Annotated in this window: 18 protein-coding genes; 9 read left to right on the top strand and 9 right to left on the bottom strand. The window is 63.9% G+C overall.

From position 1 onward, the window contains the following. The first annotated feature begins 41 nt into the window (after positions 1-41). Both D1Y84_RS15435 and D1Y84_RS15430 read left to right on the top strand, forming a co-directional pair. Positions 42-794 carry an alpha/beta hydrolase gene (locus tag D1Y84_RS15435; RefSeq protein ID WP_233581462.1) on the top strand — a complete coding sequence of 251 codons (753 nt, stop codon included), beginning with the start codon at positions 42-44 and terminating at the stop codon, positions 792-794. After that, the gene (locus tag D1Y84_RS15430; protein WP_124849481.1) at positions 791-2,161 is read left to right on the top strand and encodes a glycerate kinase; all 1,371 of its coding nucleotides are present in this window, start codon (positions 791-793) and stop codon (positions 2,159-2,161) included. The genes D1Y84_RS15435 and D1Y84_RS15430 overlap by 4 nt, the downstream gene beginning before the upstream one ends. 114 nt (positions 2,162-2,275) lie before the next feature. Here the strand turns inward: D1Y84_RS15430 and D1Y84_RS15425 are convergent, their stop codons facing one another. Continuing rightward, positions 2,276-4,231, bottom strand: a complete 1,956-nt coding sequence (locus D1Y84_RS15425) for a CCA tRNA nucleotidyltransferase (RefSeq protein WP_124849480.1) — start codon at positions 4,229-4,231, stop codon at positions 2,276-2,278. 184 nt (positions 4,232-4,415) lie between these two features. On the opposite strand from D1Y84_RS15425, the gene lpxD reads away from it, so the two are divergent. Together lpxD and D1Y84_RS15415 are read left to right on the top strand one after the other, a co-directional pair. After that, entirely contained in the window at positions 4,416-5,495 is a 1,080-nt protein-coding gene (gene lpxD, locus D1Y84_RS15420) for a UDP-3-O-(3-hydroxymyristoyl)glucosamine N-acyltransferase (protein ID WP_124849479.1), read from the top strand. Between the two features lie 27 nt (positions 5,496-5,522). Beyond that, positions 5,523-6,350, top strand: a complete 828-nt coding sequence (locus tag D1Y84_RS15415) for a response regulator (protein WP_124849478.1) — start codon at positions 5,523-5,525, stop codon at positions 6,348-6,350. Positions 6,351-6,688: 338 nt separating this feature from the next. Here D1Y84_RS15415 and D1Y84_RS15410 read toward each other — a convergent pair whose 3' ends face one another. The 6 genes from D1Y84_RS15410 to D1Y84_RS15385 form a co-directional block, all read right to left on the bottom strand. Further along, on the bottom strand, positions 6,689-7,666 hold the full coding sequence (locus D1Y84_RS15410) for a hypothetical protein (RefSeq protein WP_124849477.1): 978 nt from the start codon (positions 7,664-7,666) through the stop codon (positions 6,689-6,691). A 76-nt stretch (positions 7,667-7,742) separates the two neighbouring features. After that, positions 7,743-8,744 carry a glutamate formimidoyltransferase gene (gene ftcD / locus D1Y84_RS15405; RefSeq protein WP_124849476.1) on the bottom strand — a complete coding sequence of 334 codons (1,002 nt, stop codon included), beginning with the start codon at positions 8,742-8,744 and terminating at the stop codon, positions 7,743-7,745. Between the two features lie 149 nt (positions 8,745-8,893). Then, entirely contained in the window at positions 8,894-9,607 is a 714-nt protein-coding gene (locus tag D1Y84_RS15400) for an acyloxyacyl hydrolase (protein WP_124849475.1), read from the bottom strand. A 244-nt stretch (positions 9,608-9,851) separates the two neighbouring features. Beyond that, on the bottom strand, positions 9,852-10,598 hold the full coding sequence (locus tag D1Y84_RS15395; RefSeq protein ID WP_124849474.1) for a YebC/PmpR family DNA-binding transcriptional regulator: 747 nt from the start codon (positions 10,596-10,598) through the stop codon (positions 9,852-9,854). 178 nt (positions 10,599-10,776) lie between these two features. Further along, positions 10,777-11,817, bottom strand: coding sequence for an aldo/keto reductase (locus D1Y84_RS15390; protein ID WP_124849473.1), 1,041 nt, complete (start codon positions 11,815-11,817; stop codon positions 10,777-10,779). Positions 11,818-11,880: 63 nt separating this feature from the next. After that, entirely contained in the window at positions 11,881-12,399 is a 519-nt protein-coding gene (locus D1Y84_RS15385) for an AI-2E family transporter (RefSeq protein ID WP_124849472.1), read from the bottom strand. Positions 12,400-12,514: 115 nt separating this feature from the next. Between D1Y84_RS15385 and purQ the strand changes: the two genes are divergently transcribed. Beyond that, positions 12,515-13,225 carry a phosphoribosylformylglycinamidine synthase subunit PurQ gene (gene purQ / locus D1Y84_RS15380; RefSeq protein WP_199726426.1) on the top strand — a complete coding sequence of 237 codons (711 nt, stop codon included), beginning with the start codon at positions 12,515-12,517 and terminating at the stop codon, positions 13,223-13,225. Between the two features lie 9 nt (positions 13,226-13,234). Further along, positions 13,235-14,038: a tyrosine-protein phosphatase gene (locus D1Y84_RS15375; RefSeq protein WP_199726425.1), complete on the top strand. Its 804-nt coding sequence runs from the start codon at positions 13,235-13,237 to the stop codon at positions 14,036-14,038. 44 nt (positions 14,039-14,082) lie between these two features. Here the strand turns inward: D1Y84_RS15375 and D1Y84_RS15370 are convergent, their stop codons facing one another. Next, positions 14,083-14,862 carry an SDR family NAD(P)-dependent oxidoreductase gene (locus D1Y84_RS15370; RefSeq protein WP_124849470.1) on the bottom strand — a complete coding sequence of 260 codons (780 nt, stop codon included), beginning with the start codon at positions 14,860-14,862 and terminating at the stop codon, positions 14,083-14,085. A 327-nt stretch (positions 14,863-15,189) separates the two neighbouring features. On the opposite strand from D1Y84_RS15370, the gene D1Y84_RS15365 reads away from it, so the two are divergent. Then, positions 15,190-15,906, top strand: coding sequence for a DUF4232 domain-containing protein (locus D1Y84_RS15365; protein ID WP_158615512.1), 717 nt, complete (start codon positions 15,190-15,192; stop codon positions 15,904-15,906). Between the two features lie 24 nt (positions 15,907-15,930). On the opposite strand, the gene D1Y84_RS15360 is transcribed toward D1Y84_RS15365, so the two are convergent. Next, positions 15,931-16,464, bottom strand: a complete 534-nt coding sequence (locus D1Y84_RS15360; protein WP_124849468.1) for a carboxypeptidase-like regulatory domain-containing protein — start codon at positions 16,462-16,464, stop codon at positions 15,931-15,933. A gap of 206 nt (positions 16,465-16,670) precedes the next feature. On the opposite strand from D1Y84_RS15360, the gene dps reads away from it, so the two are divergent. Beyond that, the gene (dps, locus tag D1Y84_RS15355) at positions 16,671-17,243 is read left to right on the top strand and encodes a DNA starvation/stationary phase protection protein Dps (protein WP_158615511.1); all 573 of its coding nucleotides are present in this window, start codon (positions 16,671-16,673) and stop codon (positions 17,241-17,243) included. 113 nt (positions 17,244-17,356) lie between these two features. Further along, complete coding sequence (locus D1Y84_RS15350; protein WP_158615510.1) at positions 17,357-18,442, top strand: Gfo/Idh/MocA family oxidoreductase; 1,086 nt, start codon at positions 17,357-17,359, stop codon at positions 18,440-18,442. The last annotated feature ends 13 nt before the right edge of the window (positions 18,443-18,455 follow it).

The raw sequence follows: 18,455 nt of genomic DNA, 5'->3' as shown, positions 1-18,455 counted from the left end.
CGTCCGTACGAGCACCCGAAAAGAAGCCCTACAATGAACCTGTGAGCATACCGAACGAAAACGCCATTGCCCCGCTACGTGAGGGCGGCGTGCATACGATAGAAGACCTGCGAGGACCGGCTGGCCGGCTCGAGGCATTGCTCAACCCCGGTCGCCTGCTTGCGGAGGCCCCGGTTTCTGTGCTGATGTGCCACCCGCACCCACTTCTCGGTGGCACCCTGCACAACAAGGTCGTCTACCACGCCATGAAGGTCTTCACCGACCTCGGGCTCCCCGTGCTGCGCTTCAACTTCCGCGGCGCCGGGCGCAGCGAAGGCGTCCACGACCACGGCCAGGGCGAGCAGGACGACGCCCGCGCCGCCATCAACTGGTTGGCCGCCCGCTACCAGCGGCCGGTCCTCGCCGCCGGTTTTTCCTTCGGCGCGCACATGGTTCTGCGGGCCGGCTGGGATGACCCACGGGTACCCGCGCTGGTCTCGCTCGGCACCCCGATCGCCGCTGCCGGCCGCATGTACAACTACGACTTCCTGCAGCGCTGCCGCAAGCCCTTTCTGAGCATGAGCGGCGCGGAGGACCCTATCAGTCCGCGGGCAGAAGTGGAAGCAGCACTCGGGCCCATTCCCGTTGCGAAGCGCTTCGAGTGGATTGAAGGCGGGGACCACTTCTTCCTGGGGCACCTGCCGGCCATGCAGTCCGCCCTGCGCCTCTGGGTCGAGCAGACCATTCTTTCCCCTGAAGCTCAGTCGATGCTGGCTGAAGCGGCTGCCGCTGGCAACACGCTGGTCGGCTCATGAACACGCTGACGCACCTTCAGGATGACCGCCTGGCCGCGTTGCGCTCCGACGCTCTCGCTATCTTCCATTCGTCCCTGGCCGCCTGCAATGTGGACCAGGCCTTCGCCCGGCACCTGGAGTTCGACGCGAAGTCCATGCTTCGTCGCCGCTCCGCCGTGCTGCCGCCCGTGGAGCACTCCCTTGCCGGGGTGAAACGGGTCCAGGTCATCGCCTTCGGCAAGGCCGCCGTGCCCATGCTCGATGCGCTGCTCAGCCGCCTGCCCTCCAGGCTGCGCGTCGACGGCATCTGCGCCGCCCCGGTCCTCCCCGAGAAGCGCCAGAAACACATCCAGTACTTCGCCGGCTCGCACCCCCTGCCCAACGAAGAATCCTTCGATGCCGCCCGGGAAGCCCTCGCCCTGGTGCGCCGCGCCGACCGCCACACCTTGATCTTCTTCCTGCTCTCCGGCGGCGGCTCCTCCATCTGCGAGCTGCCGCGCGACCGCTCCATCCCCCTCGAAGACGTCCGCGCCTTCTACGAGACGCTCGTGCTCTCCGGCGCACCCATCGCCGAGATCAACACCGTGCGCAAGTTCTTTTCCTCGATCAAGGGCGGCCAGCTCGCCCAGGCCGCCCCCGACGCCATGCGGTTCACCCTGCTGCTCGCCGACGTGCCGCTCAAGGACCTCGGCGTCGTCGCCTCCTCGCCCACGCTCCCCGACACCTCCACCTGGGCGCAGTGCTCTGCCGTGCTCGACCAGTGGGATCTGCTCCCGCGCTTCCCCGCCTCGGTGCGCGCCTACTTTCAGGCGCTGGCCGCCCAGCCACCGCCCGCCCCCACTGCGCAGGGTCTCCAGAACATGGAGATGGATGTGCTGCTTTCCAACCACGACTTCGTCAACGCCGCCCGCGACCAGGCACGCGCCCTGGGTTACAAGGTGGTCATCGACAACACCTGCGACGAGTGGCCCTTTGACCGAGCCGCCGCCTACCTGGTCGAACGCATGCGCACCCTGCGCGCCGAGTGGGGCCGCGTCTGCCTGCTCTCCAGCGGCGAAGTCACCGTGCAGATGGACCGCGTGCGGCACGGCTGCGGCGGACGCAACCAGCACTTCGCTCTCAAGACCGCCCTGCTGCTCGACGGCTTTCCCGGCGACGTCATGGTGCTCAGCGCAGGCTCCGACGGCCTGGATGGCAACAGCCCCGCCGCCGGCGCAACCGTGGACCCAACCACCGCCACCCGCGCCCGCGCCTTCCACTTCGACCCGGAGCAGTCCTTGGCCCGCTTCAACAGCTGCCCGCTGTTTACCGCCCTGGGCGACGCCATCATGACCGGCCCCACCGGGAACAACCTGCGCGACCTCCGGATCTTTCTGTCGGACTCCTAGCCGTCCCCCGGCCAGGCCAGCCGCCCTCATCGGCACGCCCAACAGCACAAAGCCACCGCAACAATCGCGGTGGCTTTGTACTGCAAACACTCACAACAAGCTCAGCTGGAGCGACTACTCTTTCGCCGTTCCCTTGGCCGCAGCCTTTTTGGCCGGTGCCTTCTTCGCCGCTGCCGTTTTCACAGCCGCCGGCGCCTTCGCAGGCTCGGCCGCCGCACCCTTCACCGGCGCAGCCTTCTTTGCGGCATCCGGGCTCTCACCCTTCGCTGCGACCGACTTGGTCACAGCTTTTTTCGCCGGGGCCTTCTTGGGCGTCGGCTCCGCTGCAGTTTCGCCAGCATCGTCGTCGTCCTCAGCCGCCACACTCTTCTTGGCGGAGGCGCCCTTGACCGGCTTGCTCTTCACCGGGGCTGACTTCGCGGACCGCGACGCCGGCTTTTCATCCGCATCGTCTTCGTCCTTGTCGTCATCCTCGGAGTCTTCATCATCCTCGGTCGAATGGATCCGCCCCAGCACCGCGCCCAGATCGATCTTGTCCAGGTTCAGCTTGCGCCCGGCAGCAATCTCGTCGATCGCAGGCACGGCCGCATCCTCATCCTCGTCATCGTCATCATCGTCGGTGCCGAGATCGTCTTCGATATCGACATCCTCGTCATCGTCGTCGCTGCCGCGCTTCGCGGGCCGATCGTCTTCCAGGTCCTCGTCATCGTCTTCGTCGCGCGCCGCTTCCTTGCGCTTGCTCTTGCCATCGGCTTTCTTGGTCCGCGAGCGGCGAAGCGTCACCGGTGGCGGTGGCGCGGGCGGCGAATACTTCTCCAGGAACGCGCGCATCTGCTCATCGGTCCCGACTGTCTCATCGATCTGCGCCAGGAACAGCTCATGCAGCAGCTCGGCATAGATCGGCAGCTCCGGCGTGATGCGCATCTCCATCATCAGCGCAACCGGCACCTTCTTTGCGGCTTCCGGCCATACCGTGAAGAAGTTCTTGAACTTCACATCCACTGGGCCAGCCTTGCGCGTATGCGCCAGCCACAGGATCGCTTCCGCCGAATGGTTGTGGAACAGCTTCCACGTTGCCGAAGGCACTGCCGAATCCTTGCTCGTCAGAAGCTTGGCAAACTCCTTTGCCGCGGCATCCAGGCCTTCCCACTGCGCCAGCAGACCGGGCCGCACCATGCGCTTCTTCAGCTCGGCACGTTCGTCCGCCGCCATCTTCGCGGTCAGGATTTCAAGGTGCGCCGCAGAAAGGTCCGGGGCCACGCCCTGCATCAGCAGCTGGATCCGGTTGCGGTGCAGGTCTTCCAGCGCCGCGGTGTCCACACTGGCACTGGTCCAGCCCGGCATCAGCTTCGCCATCCAGCCCTCGGCCTCGAGGACCTTCAGGGTCGGCAGCGCTTCTTCCTCGGCGGCAATCTTTTCAAGTTCATAGCCGCGCAGATACGGCGAGATCGCGTCGAAGTTATCCGCTTCCTTGGCATTCTCATACCGGGTCGCCGTGCGCTCTTCCAGCTGCCAGCCAAGCCGGTGGCGCAGGCGCACCGCGCGCACCAGGCGCGAGGGGTCTTCAATAAAGCCGTAGTTGCTGGCCAGGCGCAGTTGCCGCGCCTCGATGTCCGCGACCCCGTTCAATGGGTCAAGCAGCAGCCCGTACGAACCCTCGTTGAGGGAAAGCGCCATCGCATTCGCCGTAAAGTCACGCCGGTGCAGGTCATCGACGATGCCGCTCCAGGTGTAGACCGGCTCGCCTGGCTTCGGAAACTTCTCCTGCCGCGTGCTCACTACCTCCACACGCACAGAACCGGGGAACCAGAAAAACAGGGCGCGGGAGGGCTCGTGGCGACCCCACAGAACACCTCCACGCGCTTCCAGCGCTGCCTGCAGATTCAGGGCATTGCCCTGGATCGAAAAATCAAGGTCGCGGACCGATGAGCCGGTAGTCAGGTCGCGTACAGCGCCTCCGGCAAGGAAAACCGTCATGCCGGCTTCGCGGGCAGCATCGCGAACGTTCGCTAAGGCGTTCTTCTGGGCTTCACTCAGGCGGTTCTCGAGCAGGTAGATATATTCGGGCATGCGTCCAGACAGTTTGCGGGGATGGGCCTCAGAGCCAACCGGCTGCTCCTCAAACCATTCGCCATGAGCAGCGCAGATCGACGTTCCGGGGCAAAATGCGATGCTAGCAGATCTGGGGGGCTGAGACCAGCGGCGAACTCTCTATCCCGGATCCGCCACCCTTGCCCGTCTACAATCGCAGCATATGAAGCTCGAGGAACTGGCCACAGCCCTTGGCGCGGCACTGCACCCCGGCGAGGCCCATCTGGAGGGCCTCCCGGCACATTTATCGTCCCTGGAAATCACGGGCATGGCCGGCCTTGAGACCGCCTCCCCGTCTGAGGTCAGCTTTGTCGCCAACCCCCGCTACACCGCCGCTGCCCACGCCACGCGTGCCGCCGCCGTGCTGGTCGAGCCAGGGTTCGCTCCGCTCGGCGTGCCCACCCTGCGCATCAAAAATCCCTACCTGGCCTTCGCCAAGGCCGTCGAGTTGTTCCACCAGGGGCCCATCTACGCGCCCGGCATCCATCCCACCGCCGTGGTCGACCCCTCCGCCCGGCTCGCCGACACCGTCCACGTCGGACCCTACGTGGTCGTCGGCCCCGGCGTGCAGGTGGGCGCTCACGGCGTGCTACTTGCGCACGTCGTCCTGTACGCCGGCGTTAAGGCCGGCTCTCACCTGCTCGCCCATGCCCATGCCATCGTGCGCGAAGGTTCGATCCTGGGCGATCACGTCACGCTCGGCAACGGGGCCATCATCGGTTCCGACGGCTTCGGCTTCGCCCGCGACGAGGCTGGCGCCTGGTACAAGATTCCCCAGAGCGGCCACGTCATCATCGGCGACAACGTGGAGATCCAGGCCAACAGCTGCATCGACCGCGCCAGCATCGGCACCACCACCATCGCCGCAGGCGCCAAGATCGACAACCTCGTCCAGGTCGGGCACGGCTCGGCCATCGGCGAGCGCACGCTGCTGTGCTCGCAGGTCGGCCTCGCAGGCTCCTCGCACATCGGCAAAAACGTCATCCTTGCCGGGCAGGTCGGCGTCGCAGGCCACCTCTCTGTGGGCGACAACGCCGTTGCCACGGCGCAAACCGGCATCCCCAACGACGTCGCCGCCGGCGAAACTGTCAGCGGCTACCCCGCCATGGCCAACCGGCAGTGGCTCCGGGCCTCCGCTGGCTTCGCCCGCCTCCCCGAAATCCTGCGCCGCCTCGCCCGCCTCGAGAAGGCTGCCGCCGTGGACACGACATTACCCCGAATGAGTGACCCGGCGCATCTGTAACCCGCTGCCCCTGCATCTACTGTGGGCATGGCTGAACCGACAGACCCCGAACTCCCGGAGCAGGCAGTGGACACGCTGCTTACCTTGCTTGGCTCGGCCGAGGAGACGCCGATCCGCGTGCTTCTCCTCGATGATCAGGTCGAAAACCTCATGCTGCGCTCCACCATCCTGCACAAGCATGGCTACCAGACCGAAACTGCCTCCACCATCGAAGAGGCACTCGCCCTGATCCACTCTATCGACGTCGCTGTGCTGGACTACCACCTGGGCGCAGGCCAGTTCGGCACGGAAGTCGCCGCCAAGCTTCGCTTGCAGCGGCCCGAGGTGCCCATCATCATCCTCTCGGCTACGCTGGAGCGGCGCTTCGGCGGCCCCGAAGACATGCACCTGCTCAAGGGCTATAGCTCGGTGGACGACCTGGTCGTGGCCCTGCGCTCGTTCCGCGCCAAGCGCCAGGGCCGTCCCGTCATGGTCGACGCGCGCGACTTCTTCTACTCGCGCATCAACATGGCCATGGGCGATGACGTGGTCATGGAAGTGCTCGACGCGCGCGGCAACTGGCACTATGTCAACGACACCTGTGCCCGCCTGCTCGAGCGCCCGCGCGAATGGTTCAGCGGCAAAAACATGTTCTATGAAATGCCGGAACTTGCCCCGGACTGGCGCGAGGTCATCGCCACCGTGGCCACCACGCGCGAAACCTATATCGATCGCACCTTTCGCGGCGTCATGAACCTCCCGCGCAAGGGCGAGGAGTGGGTGTGGAACGTGCTCGCCTTCCCCATGACCCTGCACAACAACGAGAGCGGCGTCGTGCTCACCGCCCGGATCCTGGAACGCAAAACCAGCCTCTAGGCCTTGCCCGCACGAATGCGCTCACGAACGCGCTTACGGACGCACGCCTACGAGCGCGATCTCACCATCAACCAAAGCCGCGCGAAACACACGCGGACAGCCGCGCACAGCGGGGCCGTCCGCGCACGCGCCATCTTAGCCGCAAACGACAAATCCTGTGACACGCATAATTATGCAGTCACAAAAATTGCATTATGCGAATGGCGCGTTATTTGGTGCATACTTATGCACCAACCGCGAAATCAGTGCATATTTATAAAATCGTGTTTTGCACTGCGCACCCAAATGCGCACCGAAAACACCCTGTTTTCGCTCAAAAACAGCCTTCTGAATACGCCCTAGTGCACCACGCTTTGGAACAGTGAAGAGTGCAGCAGCGTGCCGAACTCACTGTCCGAAGCGTTGAAGTTCACGTTCAGCGTGCCCGCGTTGGACGAGATGTCGGTACCGTCAATCGCCTGCTTCTCGGTCGACGTGCCGCTCATCTTCTCGTACATCGCGCCCGCATTCATCATGCTCGACATCGTGGCTGCGGTGAACGTGTCCGGTGTGACCACGGCCAGGTTGAACTTCACGCCATTGTTGAAGTTCATGCTGTACCGCGAGCTGATCAGCCGCTTGCGCACCGACTCGAAATCGGCCAGCTGCGCTGCCTGTCCCATCACGCTGCGCATCATCAGCTGCGTGCCCTTGCCGTCCAGCACGCTCCACAACGGCTCCGTGTCCACCAGGCTCACCTGCTGCATCAGCGGCTGGTTGGCCAGCATGCTCGGCGCAAAACCATCCCGCGCGTTCAGCGCGTACTTGATCGCGTCCGATGAGCCAAACACCATCGTTGTTGGGTTTACGAAGCACACCAGCATGCCACTGCCGGCCATGGGATACATCTTGTTGGCGCGCAGCATCTGTACCTTGACCTTGCGCTTGCGGAAGCCTGCCAGAATGTCCGGGACTGAGAACTGGCCCTGGGCCACGCCCACGATCTTGGATGAATCACTGTTCGGGTCCGTGTGGAAGGACGCAAACGCCAGCTCCTCGACGTCGTGGTTGTCATCGATGCCGGAGGCCACCAGCGCCTTTTCCAACTCCTTCAGCTCCGGCGGCATCACGCGCGCCTTCAGGTCCATGGCCGCCTGCGAGTTCTGCATGGCGCGGTAATCCACCACGATCAGCTGCTGCACATCCTTGGGAATGGCGCCCTGCGCATCCGTGCTCAACTGCGCTGCATGGGCGGGTGGAATCGCGGCAACCGCGGCAGCAAGGCATGCCAGCGCCAGCGAAGTGCGCAACCGGGTGGAACGAACAAAACAGAACATAAGCAGCTTCCTCGACAAACGGAGACGTCGCGCTCCGAATTTCTAAATCCTTATCTTAGACGTTCCAACCCACACTTCATGGGTGCCGCGTTTCCGGGGGTAACGGGGCGTCCCGTTCTAGCAACGTCGCAGGCCACGCCAGAGGATTCTTCAAACGCCGCTCCAGGATGTGTTCCTCCGCCCGAAAACCACGAAGCCCGGCCACCCACGCGCTCGACTCCTCATAGGCTGCCTCGGGCAGAAGTCCGATGATCTCGCCGAACAGGATGGAGGTCCGGTGCTTGCGGGCAGCTTCTTCAACCGCTGCATGCACCACGCCGACGCTGCTTTGCCGGTGGTCGGGGATGCCAAGGGTGACCTGCGCCCGGCCTTCAGAGAGCAGGGCAAGCGCCCTGACGCCGAGGCCGCTGCTCTGTCCGCGTACCGCTTTCGCGATGGCGCGCGCGGGGGCAAGATCGGCCGTGTCGAGCGCGATGTTGTACTCGATCAGGGCGCGCCTGGCACCCACCGCGGTGGCCCCGGCAGACGGATGCAGCCCAGGCCCACCCACATCCGGACGACGCCCCGGGTCGCGCAGAACAGCCTCGCGCAGCCCTTCAAACTGCCCCCGGCGCACGTCCTCGAGCAACACGCGGTCGGGACGGCTGGCCGCGGCCTCGTACAGGTACGCCGGCACATGGTAGCGCTGCCACAGCGCAGCCGCGGCTTCCCTGGCCAACAGGACGCACGGCAGCAGGGCGACTGCGCCAACGGGAACAAACGGGATCACGTCGGTTGCACCGATGCGCGGATGGGACCCCACCTGCCGTGTCAGGTCGATGCGGTCGGTCGCCACGCCCGCGGCCCGCACCACTGCTTCCCACACGGCCGTGGACGGCCCGGCGATCGTGATCACGGAACGGTTGCGACCCGCATCCAGCAGGTAGTCCAGCAGGAGCACCCCGGGCAGTTGCATCGCGGCCAGGATCGCGTGCACCACCAGGCGATCCCGGCCTTCCGCGAAGTTGGGGACGGAGGCCACCCAGTTTGCGTCGCTTGCACCGGGTGCATGCGGCTGTGCTGCCGACGGTTCAATCATGTGGCCTCCCTGTCTTGCCGCACGAGCCTCTTGCCACAGCTTCCAAGGAGTGCCCTGCTCTACCCCGCGCCGCCCTGCCGGCAGCCGCGGCTGGGGAGCCGGGCAACAGCTACCGACGCTGCCCCGCAGCACACGCTGTTACCAGCCCGCTACTTCCACCAGGAGTAGCCGATCTGAAACTGCACACTCGCATTCACGCCCGGGTTGCGGTCGCCCAGGCTCGCACTGGAAATATGCACCGCCGAAGCCTGCAGATCAATTGCCTGCCTGTCCCGAACAAAGTAGTGCAGCCCCACGCCGAACTGCGGCGTGAAGTTCCACACGCTTGTGCCGCCCGAGGTACCTTCCGGCACCAGCACGTCTGGCGGATACTTGTGGTTCGTCCAGATCAGTCCGCCCGCACCCTGCAAATATGGAGCGATGCGCTTCGTGGGTTTCAAGTCCCAGCGCAGGATGATCGGCGTGATGCTGAGCCCGGTGAAGGTGCCGCCCCCGTATGGCAACGGCACGGAGCCGGTCTGCCCGTCGAACGTGTAGGTGGTTGCGCGCACACTGGGTGCGGGCGTAAACGACTGCCAGTACGGCATAAAGTCGGCAGCATATTCGAACTGCCCCCGCAGAAAACCAGGCAGATACTGATTGGTCAACACCTTGCCCACGCGCACACCGGCATTGGTAAAGGAGAAGTCCGAGCGGTCGCCCACACCGAAGCCGCCTCCGAAGAAGACGCCATATTCCCATGGATCGGTCGCTAGGGCAGCCGAAGCAGGAGCATGGTTGGCCGGAGCGGGTGTGCCGGATCCCTGGGCGGCTGCGATGCCAGGAACCAGCAAGCAGAAAAGTGCAGCAGATAGTTGTTTCATGATCTCCAGAAAGAACAAACACGAGCTTGGAGGTTTAGGTTATCCAGCTTTGCAGCGATACCTAACAGGCAGCCACCCTAGCCGCAGGGCACCGGGCAGCCTTGGCATTGACCGGCGTTTTCACGAGCAGGGTGAGCGAGCCTCTAGGCCGGACGATCGGCCTGAGAGTAGCCACCCGGGGCAGAATCACACCCGAACGGCTACCACTCAGGCGATGTCATTGCCCACCCTTAACACAAGCGGGCTAGCGCGCTGCTTCCTCGAGTTCCTCGTCCATGTCGAAGTTCGAGTACACGTTCTGCACGTCGTCGTGGTCTTCCAGTGCTTCTAGCAGGCGCATCATCTGTGCTGCCGGCGCACCTTCCAGCTTGGTGTAGGTGGAAGCCACCATGGTGATCTCCGAGGCAAGCGTTTCGATCTTGGCGTCGCGCACCGCCTGTGCCACCGTCTCGTACACAGACGGGTCGGTCGTGATCTCCCAGCTATCTCCCTCGTCCGACATGTCGTCGGCCCCGGCATCAAGCGCCAGCGCCATCAGCTTTTCTTCGTCAGCCGCAGCCTTGTCGACAACAATCAGCCCCTTCTTCGAGAACATGAAGCGGACAGAGTTTGGTTCGCCCAGGTTGCCACCGTTCTTTGAAAGGGTGTGGCGGATTTCGCTGACCGCGCGGTTGCGGTTGTCCGTGGTGCAATCGACGATCAAGGCCACGCCACCCGGGCCATAGCCTTCGAACGAGATCTCTTCATACGTCAGGCCGGGGATTTCGCCGGTGCCGCGCTGGATGGCGCGCTTGATGTTGTCGGCCGGCATGTTCTCGGCCTTGGCCGCGAGAATTGCGGTGCGCAGTCGTGGATTACCGTCCGGGTCCCCGCCGCCCTGGCGCGCCGCCATGGTGACTTCCTTGATCAAACGGGTGAATGCTTTCCCGCGCTTGGCGTCGAGTGCGCCCTTCTTGTGCTTGATAGTCGCCCATTTGGAATGGCCGGACATGGAAAACCCTCATCTTTTCTGGAGATACAGTCGGGCGGTGCAGGCTGCGCGGTCGCGCCACGCAACCTTCCGCAACGGCTCAGTATACCAGCCGCCAAGCGCTTGGCGATGCTGCCGGCGTGCGCCGCGCGGCCGGAGAAACGAGACGTTCTCTTGGCCGACACGGCAAGCAGCGAACCTACTTTGAACCGAGTTTCGGGCGCGAAGCCAGCGCTGGAAATTGCGCCTGGTGCCAGTAGGGGTAAGGCACCGGAAGCTCACTGGCGGCGTCCAACCGCGCGATCTGCTCCGGGGTCAGCGACCAGCCCAGCGCGCCGAAGTTCGAGCGAAGCTGCTCCTCATTGCGGGCGCCGAAGATGATGCTCGACACGGTAGGCCGCGAAATCAACCAGTTCAGCGAGATCTGTGCGACGGACTTGCCGGTCTCGGCCGCCACCTCGTCCAGCACCTCCACCACCTTGTACAGGTACTCGTTATCGACCATGGGGCCGCCCACCTCGCCGCCCTTGCCCAGGCGCGAATCCGGAGGAATCGGTTGATCGCGACGGATCCTGCCAGTCAGGCGTCCCCATCCCAGCGGGCTCCACACCAGTGCGCCGACTTTCTGGTCCAGCCCCAGCGGTAGCAGTTCCCATTCGTAGTCGCGCGTCACAAGCGAGTACGAAACCTGATGCGCGACGTAGCGCTGCCAGGAGTGCTTTTCACTCGCGGCAAGCGACTTCATCAGGTGCCATCCGGAGAAGTTGGACGCGGCGATGTAGCGAATCTTCCCCTGCTTCACCAGCGTGTCCAAGGTCTCCAGCGTCTCTTCGACGGGCGTGGCCGCGTCGAAACCATGCATGTGGTAAATGTCGATGTAATCCGTACCCAGGCGCCGGAGGCTGGCGTGGCACTGCTCAATCAGGTGGTGCCTGGATGAGCCAAGATCGTTCGGGCCGTCACCCATCGGGAACGTGGCCTTAGTCGAAAGCAACACCTCGTGGCGTCGCCCTTCCATGGCTTTCCCGAGAATCTCTTCGGCGGCACCCCTGGAGTACACATTAGCCGTATCGAAAAGGTTGGCACCCTCTTCCAGGCAGATGTCCACAAGCCTGCGTGCTTCCTCAACCTGTGTGGAGCCCCATGTCTTGAAAAATTCTGTCGCGCCGCCAAACGTAGCAACGCCAAGGGCGAGGACCGGTACCTTGAGGCCGGAGTAGCCGAGCTGTCTATATTCCATGCGTTACAAGATGCGCCTCACCGCGCGGGCGCTGCAAAGGGCCGCCCGTCATATCCCGGCTGTTCAGGCAGCGGGCTTGCGAAATGCATAAAAAACAGCCAGCAGCGGCGGCGCGAGCAGCACACCCCAGAACGGGATCACGATGCCCAGCGCGATAGGCACCAGCAGCGACGCCCACACCGGCACGCGCGTGGTGCGGTGCAGCAGGTATGGCTGGAGCACCAGTTGGTCCAGGATCACGATGACCCCGTAGAGCCCGAGCAACAAGCCCAGGCGGTACATGTCATGCCCTGAGAAGCAGATAGCCAGCACCGGCCCAATCAGGCTGATCACTCCGCCGAAGTGAGGAATAAAGGAAACAAAGGCAGCCAGCAGCGCCCACATCGGTGCCAGTGGCACGTGCAGCAGCAGCAGTCCGATCCCCCAGAGGATGCCGACACACAGCGCTTCCAGCGTGGCAGCCCGCCACCACTGAGCCAGCGCATGCCCGGCTTTACGCACCGGGTTGCCGGGTGGTGCAACGCTCGGCCCGGGCTGCAGCGACGAACGCGATCGATCAGGTGGGTTGCCAAGATCTGCCATAGGAGCGGTTCCAGGGTGAGGCGTCGGCTACTAGGAAGGCAAATTCCGCCGGAAGGATGGCACCGGTTGCCGCCCCGCGAGCTTGGCAGCCGGGAAAAGCTGCTAGGCTATGGCCATGAAGTTCGGCGTTCTTGTCTTTCCCGGCTCCAACTGCGACCAGGACACAGCGCATGTGCTCTCCGCCATTGCCGCACAACCGGTGGAGATGCTCTGGCACGACTCCCCTTCCCTCGCAGGCGCGGACGCCATTCTGGTCCCGGGTGGCTTTGCCTATGGAGATTACCTGCGCACCGGCGCCATCGCGCGCTTTTCTCCCGTGATGCAGTCCGTCAAGCGCTTTGCCGAGGCGGGCGGCCCCGTGCTGGGCATCTGCAACGGTTTTCAGATCCTGTGCGAGAGTGGGCTCCTGCCTGGCGCCCTGCTGCGCAATGCGGGCCTGAAGTATGTCTGCCGGCAGGTGCACCTGCGGGTCGAAACCACCGACACCCTGTTCACCAACCAGCTCACGAAGGGCGAGGTTCTGCAGATCCCGGTCGGCCACATGGAAGGCAACTACTTCTGTGACGAGGCGACGCTGCAGGAGCTGCACACCGAGAACCGCGTAGCCTTCCGCTACTGCAATGCAGCCGGCGAGTTCGATTCTTCAAGCAATCCCAACGGATCCCTTGATAACATCGCTGGAGTTTTAAACGCAGGTCGCAATGTGCTCGGAATGATGCCGCATCCGGACCGCTCCAGCGAAGCCCTGCTGGGTTCCGCGGATGGCTTCGGTATCTTCCGCTCCCTGGTAAACGCCCTGGAAGGATCGCACTCTGTCGCGAGGTAGCGAGGACGCATGATCGATATCCATCACCACTTATTGCCAGGCTTGGACGACGGCTCCCCCAACATGGAAACCTCGGTGAAGATGGCCGAGATGGCGGCAAGCGACGGCATCACTCACATCGTTTGCACCCCGCATGCCAATGACCGCTTCACCTATAGCCGCGAGCGCAACGAAGCCCTGCTGAACGAGCTTCGCGCGCGCATCAACGGCAAGGTAACGCTGGGGCTCGGCTGCGACTTTCACATGTCCTACGACAACATCCAAGACGCGCTCGACAACGTCGGCCGGTACAGCATCAACGGCGGCAAGTATGTGCTGGTCGAGTTTGCCGACTCCCACATCTCGGAGACGGCAACCGACAGCCTGTATGAGCTGACCATGGTGAAGCAGCGCCCCATCATCACCCACCCCGAGCGCAACCCCGTTCTGCAGCGCCACCCCGAGAAACTGGCAGCCTGGATCCGCGACGGCGCCCTGGTCCAGGTCACCGCCTCCAGCCTTTCGGGCCGGTTCGGACGCACCGCGCAGGCAACGGCTGAGAAGATGCTCAAGCGCAACTGGGTTCACTTTCTCGCCACCGATGCGCACAACGTCGAGTCGCGCGCGCCGATCATGAGCCAGGGATTCGAGTTTCTGCGCAAGCACTACGGGCAGTCCACTGCCGAGCGGCTCTGCATCCACAACCCCATGGCGGTGTTCCGCAGCGAGGACTGGCCCGAGCAGCCCGAAGCGCTTGACCTCGATCCCGACGCCAGCCAGGGCCAGCTTGTCACGTTCCGCAAAAACAGCTTCCTGAAGCGGCTGTTCGGCTGAGCCAGCCCAAGGGCGGCTGCGGTCACCCCGCAGCCGCCCGCTCCCTAAAGCCCCAGCCCACCATCCACGGCAATAATCTGCCCGGTCAGGAACATGGTTGCCGAGGCCAGGTAGAGCACGACCTCCGCCACATCCCCGACCCGCCCATTACGCTGCATCGGCGTCTTCTGCAGGAAGTGTGCATAGCCTTCCTCCGCCTCCGCACCCGTCACGATCATGCCCGGCGCCACGCAGTTCACTGCGACCTCCGGGGCCCAGGCCTTGGCCATGGTTTGCGTCAACATGTGCAGCGCAGCCTTGGACGCGCAGTAGTGCCCGTGTGTCGCCCACGGATGGAGCCCGCCCAGCGAGCCGATGTTGAGGATGCGGCCGCCCTCCACGCGCAGGAAAGGAAGCGCCGCCTGTGCCACCAGCAGCGGTGCCCGGGTGTTGGTCTGGAACATGGCATCCCACTGCGCCACGGATACGTGCTCAAGGTCCGCGGTTTCGAAGGCTCCGGCATTGTTGACCAGCAGGTCAAGCCGCTCCTGCCCGGAGCCGGCAAGCGCCCGCGCTGCACCAGCGACCGCCGCGGTGATCTGTGCAGGCTCGTGCAGATCGCACGCAATCGCGGCCGTCCGCACGCCCAGGCTTTCGAGCTGCTCGGCCAGCTGCTCGGCGTCGGCGCGGGAGTGATGGTAGGTGATGGCAATGTCCGCGCCGGCTTCGGCCAGGCACCGGGCGATGCCCGCACCGATCCGCTTGGCAGCCCCGGTTACCAGGACCCGCCTCCCCTGCAGTGGGCGGCTCTTGAGTATCAAAGGCTCAGTGCTTGCTAACGACATCTCTGAATCTTACAGCGCCGTTGCGGAGAGTCCGATGGGCGCCCTCGGCATACCCCGGCTTGAACCGGCTCGCTCAAAGTTGCTTAAGTAAGTCCCTCGAGCAACTAAGTTGTCACTTAGTGCTTCTTACCTGCTATCCCCGGGAACTTACGCCCTGACCACGACGGGAGGAGAATGCATGCAGTTTGATCTTTTCGCACCGTCCGCTATGTCTCGCCTGGCGTCCTTCCCTTCCCGGCCAGGGTGGTTTACAGCGCCACTGCACGCACCGGCCCGGCGTCGGTCGAGCCTCCGCAGGGCGAGATGAGCGCTCCCGGCGGCCCATCTATGTCCCGGCGAGAAGCCCTGCGACCACGACTCCTGGCCATCACCGGCTTCGCCATGCTCCTGCTGGCAGGCTGCAATGACGCGCAACTTTCGCCCACGGCATATCGCATCGCCCCGTCGCAACAGGGAGAAGCAGACTCGCACCAACGGCGCAACGTGGCGAATCCAAATGCACCGTTCACGATGCCGGCGTCGGCCCCGAAGCTGGTAGCCCGGCAGCCACTGCTCGATGTAGATGACGTGCCGCCATGCGCGGCCACGCAGCTTAACCTCTTCGAAACGCGAGCCGAGGCAAATGGCAGCAGGCACCGGCTCCAGTTGACCCTGCAAAACGCCGGAGATGCGTGTCGCCTGCGTGGATTTCCGGCCATTGCGCTGCTCGCCGCCGATAGCTCGGTCCTTGGTTCCATCGAGATCCGGAGAGTGTCCGAGGGCGTGCTGGCTGCGTCACTCAGCACGGCTCCCCAGGGCGCGGCAACATCGGCCAGCCTGGTCTCCGGCGAGGTGGAAGCCGCGCCTTCTCCCTACGTGTTGCTCGTGCCCAATGGAGCAGCCAGCTTTCAGCTTGGATGGACCAGCGGTCCATCCTGCACGATGGCCAGCCGGATCGCCATCAGCGCACCCGGCATCCCGAGCAGCCCTGTGATCATCCCGCGGCCACTGACGGTCTGCGAACACCAGGTGCTGATCACCGAGGTCGCCGCAGACCGCGACTAGATCCACCCGTTTGTTCCGTTCCCACTAGTTCGGTGTTTTGGTCGTCTTGGCGCTGCTTTGCGTAGGCTGCGGCGTCACCGACTGCTGCGCGTTGCCTTCGAGCGGCCCCTTCTGGTAGATGGAGTACTGCCCTGTGGGCGGCTTCACCTTGATCTCGAGATCGCGCGCTGCCAGGTCGTTGGTGAAGCTCTCGCCGTAGGTCTGGTAGCCGGCCTTGAACACCTGCACCTGCACCTCGTCGCCGATCGGGATGACGTCCAGAACGGCCTTGCCATCCTCGTTCGTCTTGACTTCCATGTTGCCCTGGTCCTTGCCTTCGTGGAAGGTATGGAAGATCACGGCTGCATTCTCAACGGGCTTGCCATTGGAGGCGCGCACCACGCTGATAGCGATGTGTGCGACCGGGGGCGGCTCCTTGTATTTGCGCCCGCGCTTCTGGTCCTGCGCGTGCAGGGCAGACGATACAAAGAAACAGCCGCACGCAAGGCCAGCTAGCAGGAGCAGTGACGTCCGGTGCGATGCGCGGCTCGGTTCGCGGTTGTACAGGTGCCAGTTCATGGGTCGATTGTACCCGTCTGCGGCAGACCACTGGCAAGCTGCCGAGACCGCTCAAGAAAGGCTGTGGAGTGCGGGGTAACCCCGCGCAGCATTGCGCATCCTACTGCTTGTTGCGCAATGACGAGATGGCCCCCGCGGAACAACCGGGATGGATCTCGCAAAGCGTTCGGTATTCAGGATCAACCGTTGTACATGAGGAGAGACACATGGCGTCGAACAGCATAAAGGAAATGCCGGCAAAGAAGCAGGGTGCAGGCGTACCCGGCCCGGCCACCAAGATCAACAGCAAGATGTACCACAATCGCGTTGCGCTCACGGATGAGCAGAAGACCAAGACGGTTGCCGTCATGCAGGAGCGCCTCGCGGCATCCCTTGACATGTACTCGCAGGCCAAGTTCGCCCACTGGAACGTCAAGGGTGTGAACTTCTACCAGCTTCACCTGGTATTCGACAGCGTTGCGGACGCCATCTTCCCGCAAATCGATCAGATCGCCGAGCGCCTCACCCAGCTGGGTGGCGTGGCAAATGGCACGGTCCGTCAGTCGGCGAACTCTTCGCCAATCCCGGAGTACGACACTACCCTGACCAGCGGCATGGATCACGTCAACGCACTTGCCAATGCCCTGGGTTGCTACTGCCAGGAGCTTCGTGAAGCTTCCGACAAGATCGACGAGATCGGCGATGAGCCCAGCTCCGACTTCTTCAAGCAGCTCGTGGTCGAGGCCGAAGAGCAGCTTTACTTCCTCGAGTCGCACCTCGAGGCTGGCGACGTGCAGTAAGGTTTATCGGTGCAAAGAAAGGGCGACCCTATGGGCCGCCCTTTCTTTTTCTTGACGCGCGAATCACGTTAGCGCTGGAATGGGTTCGACCTCAATAGGGCTTGGGAAGAATGATGAGCGAGACAATCAAGGCAGGCGTTGTTGGTTTTGGACTGGCCGGGCAGGTGTTCCACGCTGCCGTGATCAATGAGACACCCGGAATGGAAGTCGCAGCCATCGTGGAACGGTCCGGCAAGACCGCCGCCGCCAGGTATCCCGGCGCGCGCATCGTGTCCTCTGTCGAAGAAATGCTGCAAGATCCATCCATCCGGCTCTGCGTTGTGGCGACTCCCAATGACACGCACTGCCGCATCGCGGAGCAGTGCATGCGCGCTGGCAGGCACGTTGTTGTGGACAAGCCGCTGGCCCTGAGCAGCGCCGACACTGCCGCTCTGGGACAGGTTGCGCGCGACGCGAAAGTCGTGCTGTCGGCCTACCAGAACCGCCGCTGGGACGGCGACTTCCAGACGTTGCGTGAGCTTCTCGACAGCGGGCGTATCGGCGACCCGGTGCTCTTCGAGTCTCATTTCGACCGGTTCCGGCTGGAGCCAAAACCCGGAGCCTGGCGCGAAACAGAAGCCGCCGGTGGAGGCATCCTGTTTGATCTTGGCCCCCACCTGATCGATCAGGCGTTATGCCTGTTCGGGGCGCCTACCAGCCTGTGGGCGGACGTCCGCATCAGCCGCCCTAATGTCGAGGTCGACGACTCTCACGACATCCAGCTTACTTACGAAGACTCGCCCCGTAAGGAGCTGCGGGCGCTGCGCGTCTGGCTGCGCTCCACTATGGTGGCCGCCAGCCCGGGCGCACGATTCACACTGCACGGAACCCGGGCGACCTACGAGAAATGGGGACTCGACCCGCAGGAAGACGCGTTGCGTGAAGGCGCCCGGTTCGCAGACCATGCCTTCGGAACCGAGGCCGCCAGCGCATGGGGCACACTCACGCTGCCTGACAGCAGTCCGGAAGTGATCCGCACTCTGCCCGGCGACTACCGCAAGTACTACGAGAATGTGCGCAACGCTATCTGCGGAACGGCTCCGCTTGAAGTTGGCGTCGGCGCCGCCTGGTCTGTGGCGCGCATCATCGAGCTCGCGCGCGAAAGCAGCCGCACCGGTTGCAGGGTGCCGGTCGATCTCAGCGCAGCAGCCACGCTCTAGGCTGTCGATTCGC

Origin of the sequence: Acidipila sp. EB88 (assembly GCF_003858395.1) — a bacterium.
Taxonomy (GTDB): domain Bacteria; phylum Acidobacteriota; class Terriglobia; order Terriglobales; family Acidobacteriaceae; genus EB88.
This window is presented reverse-complemented; position numbering and strand designations above follow the sequence as displayed.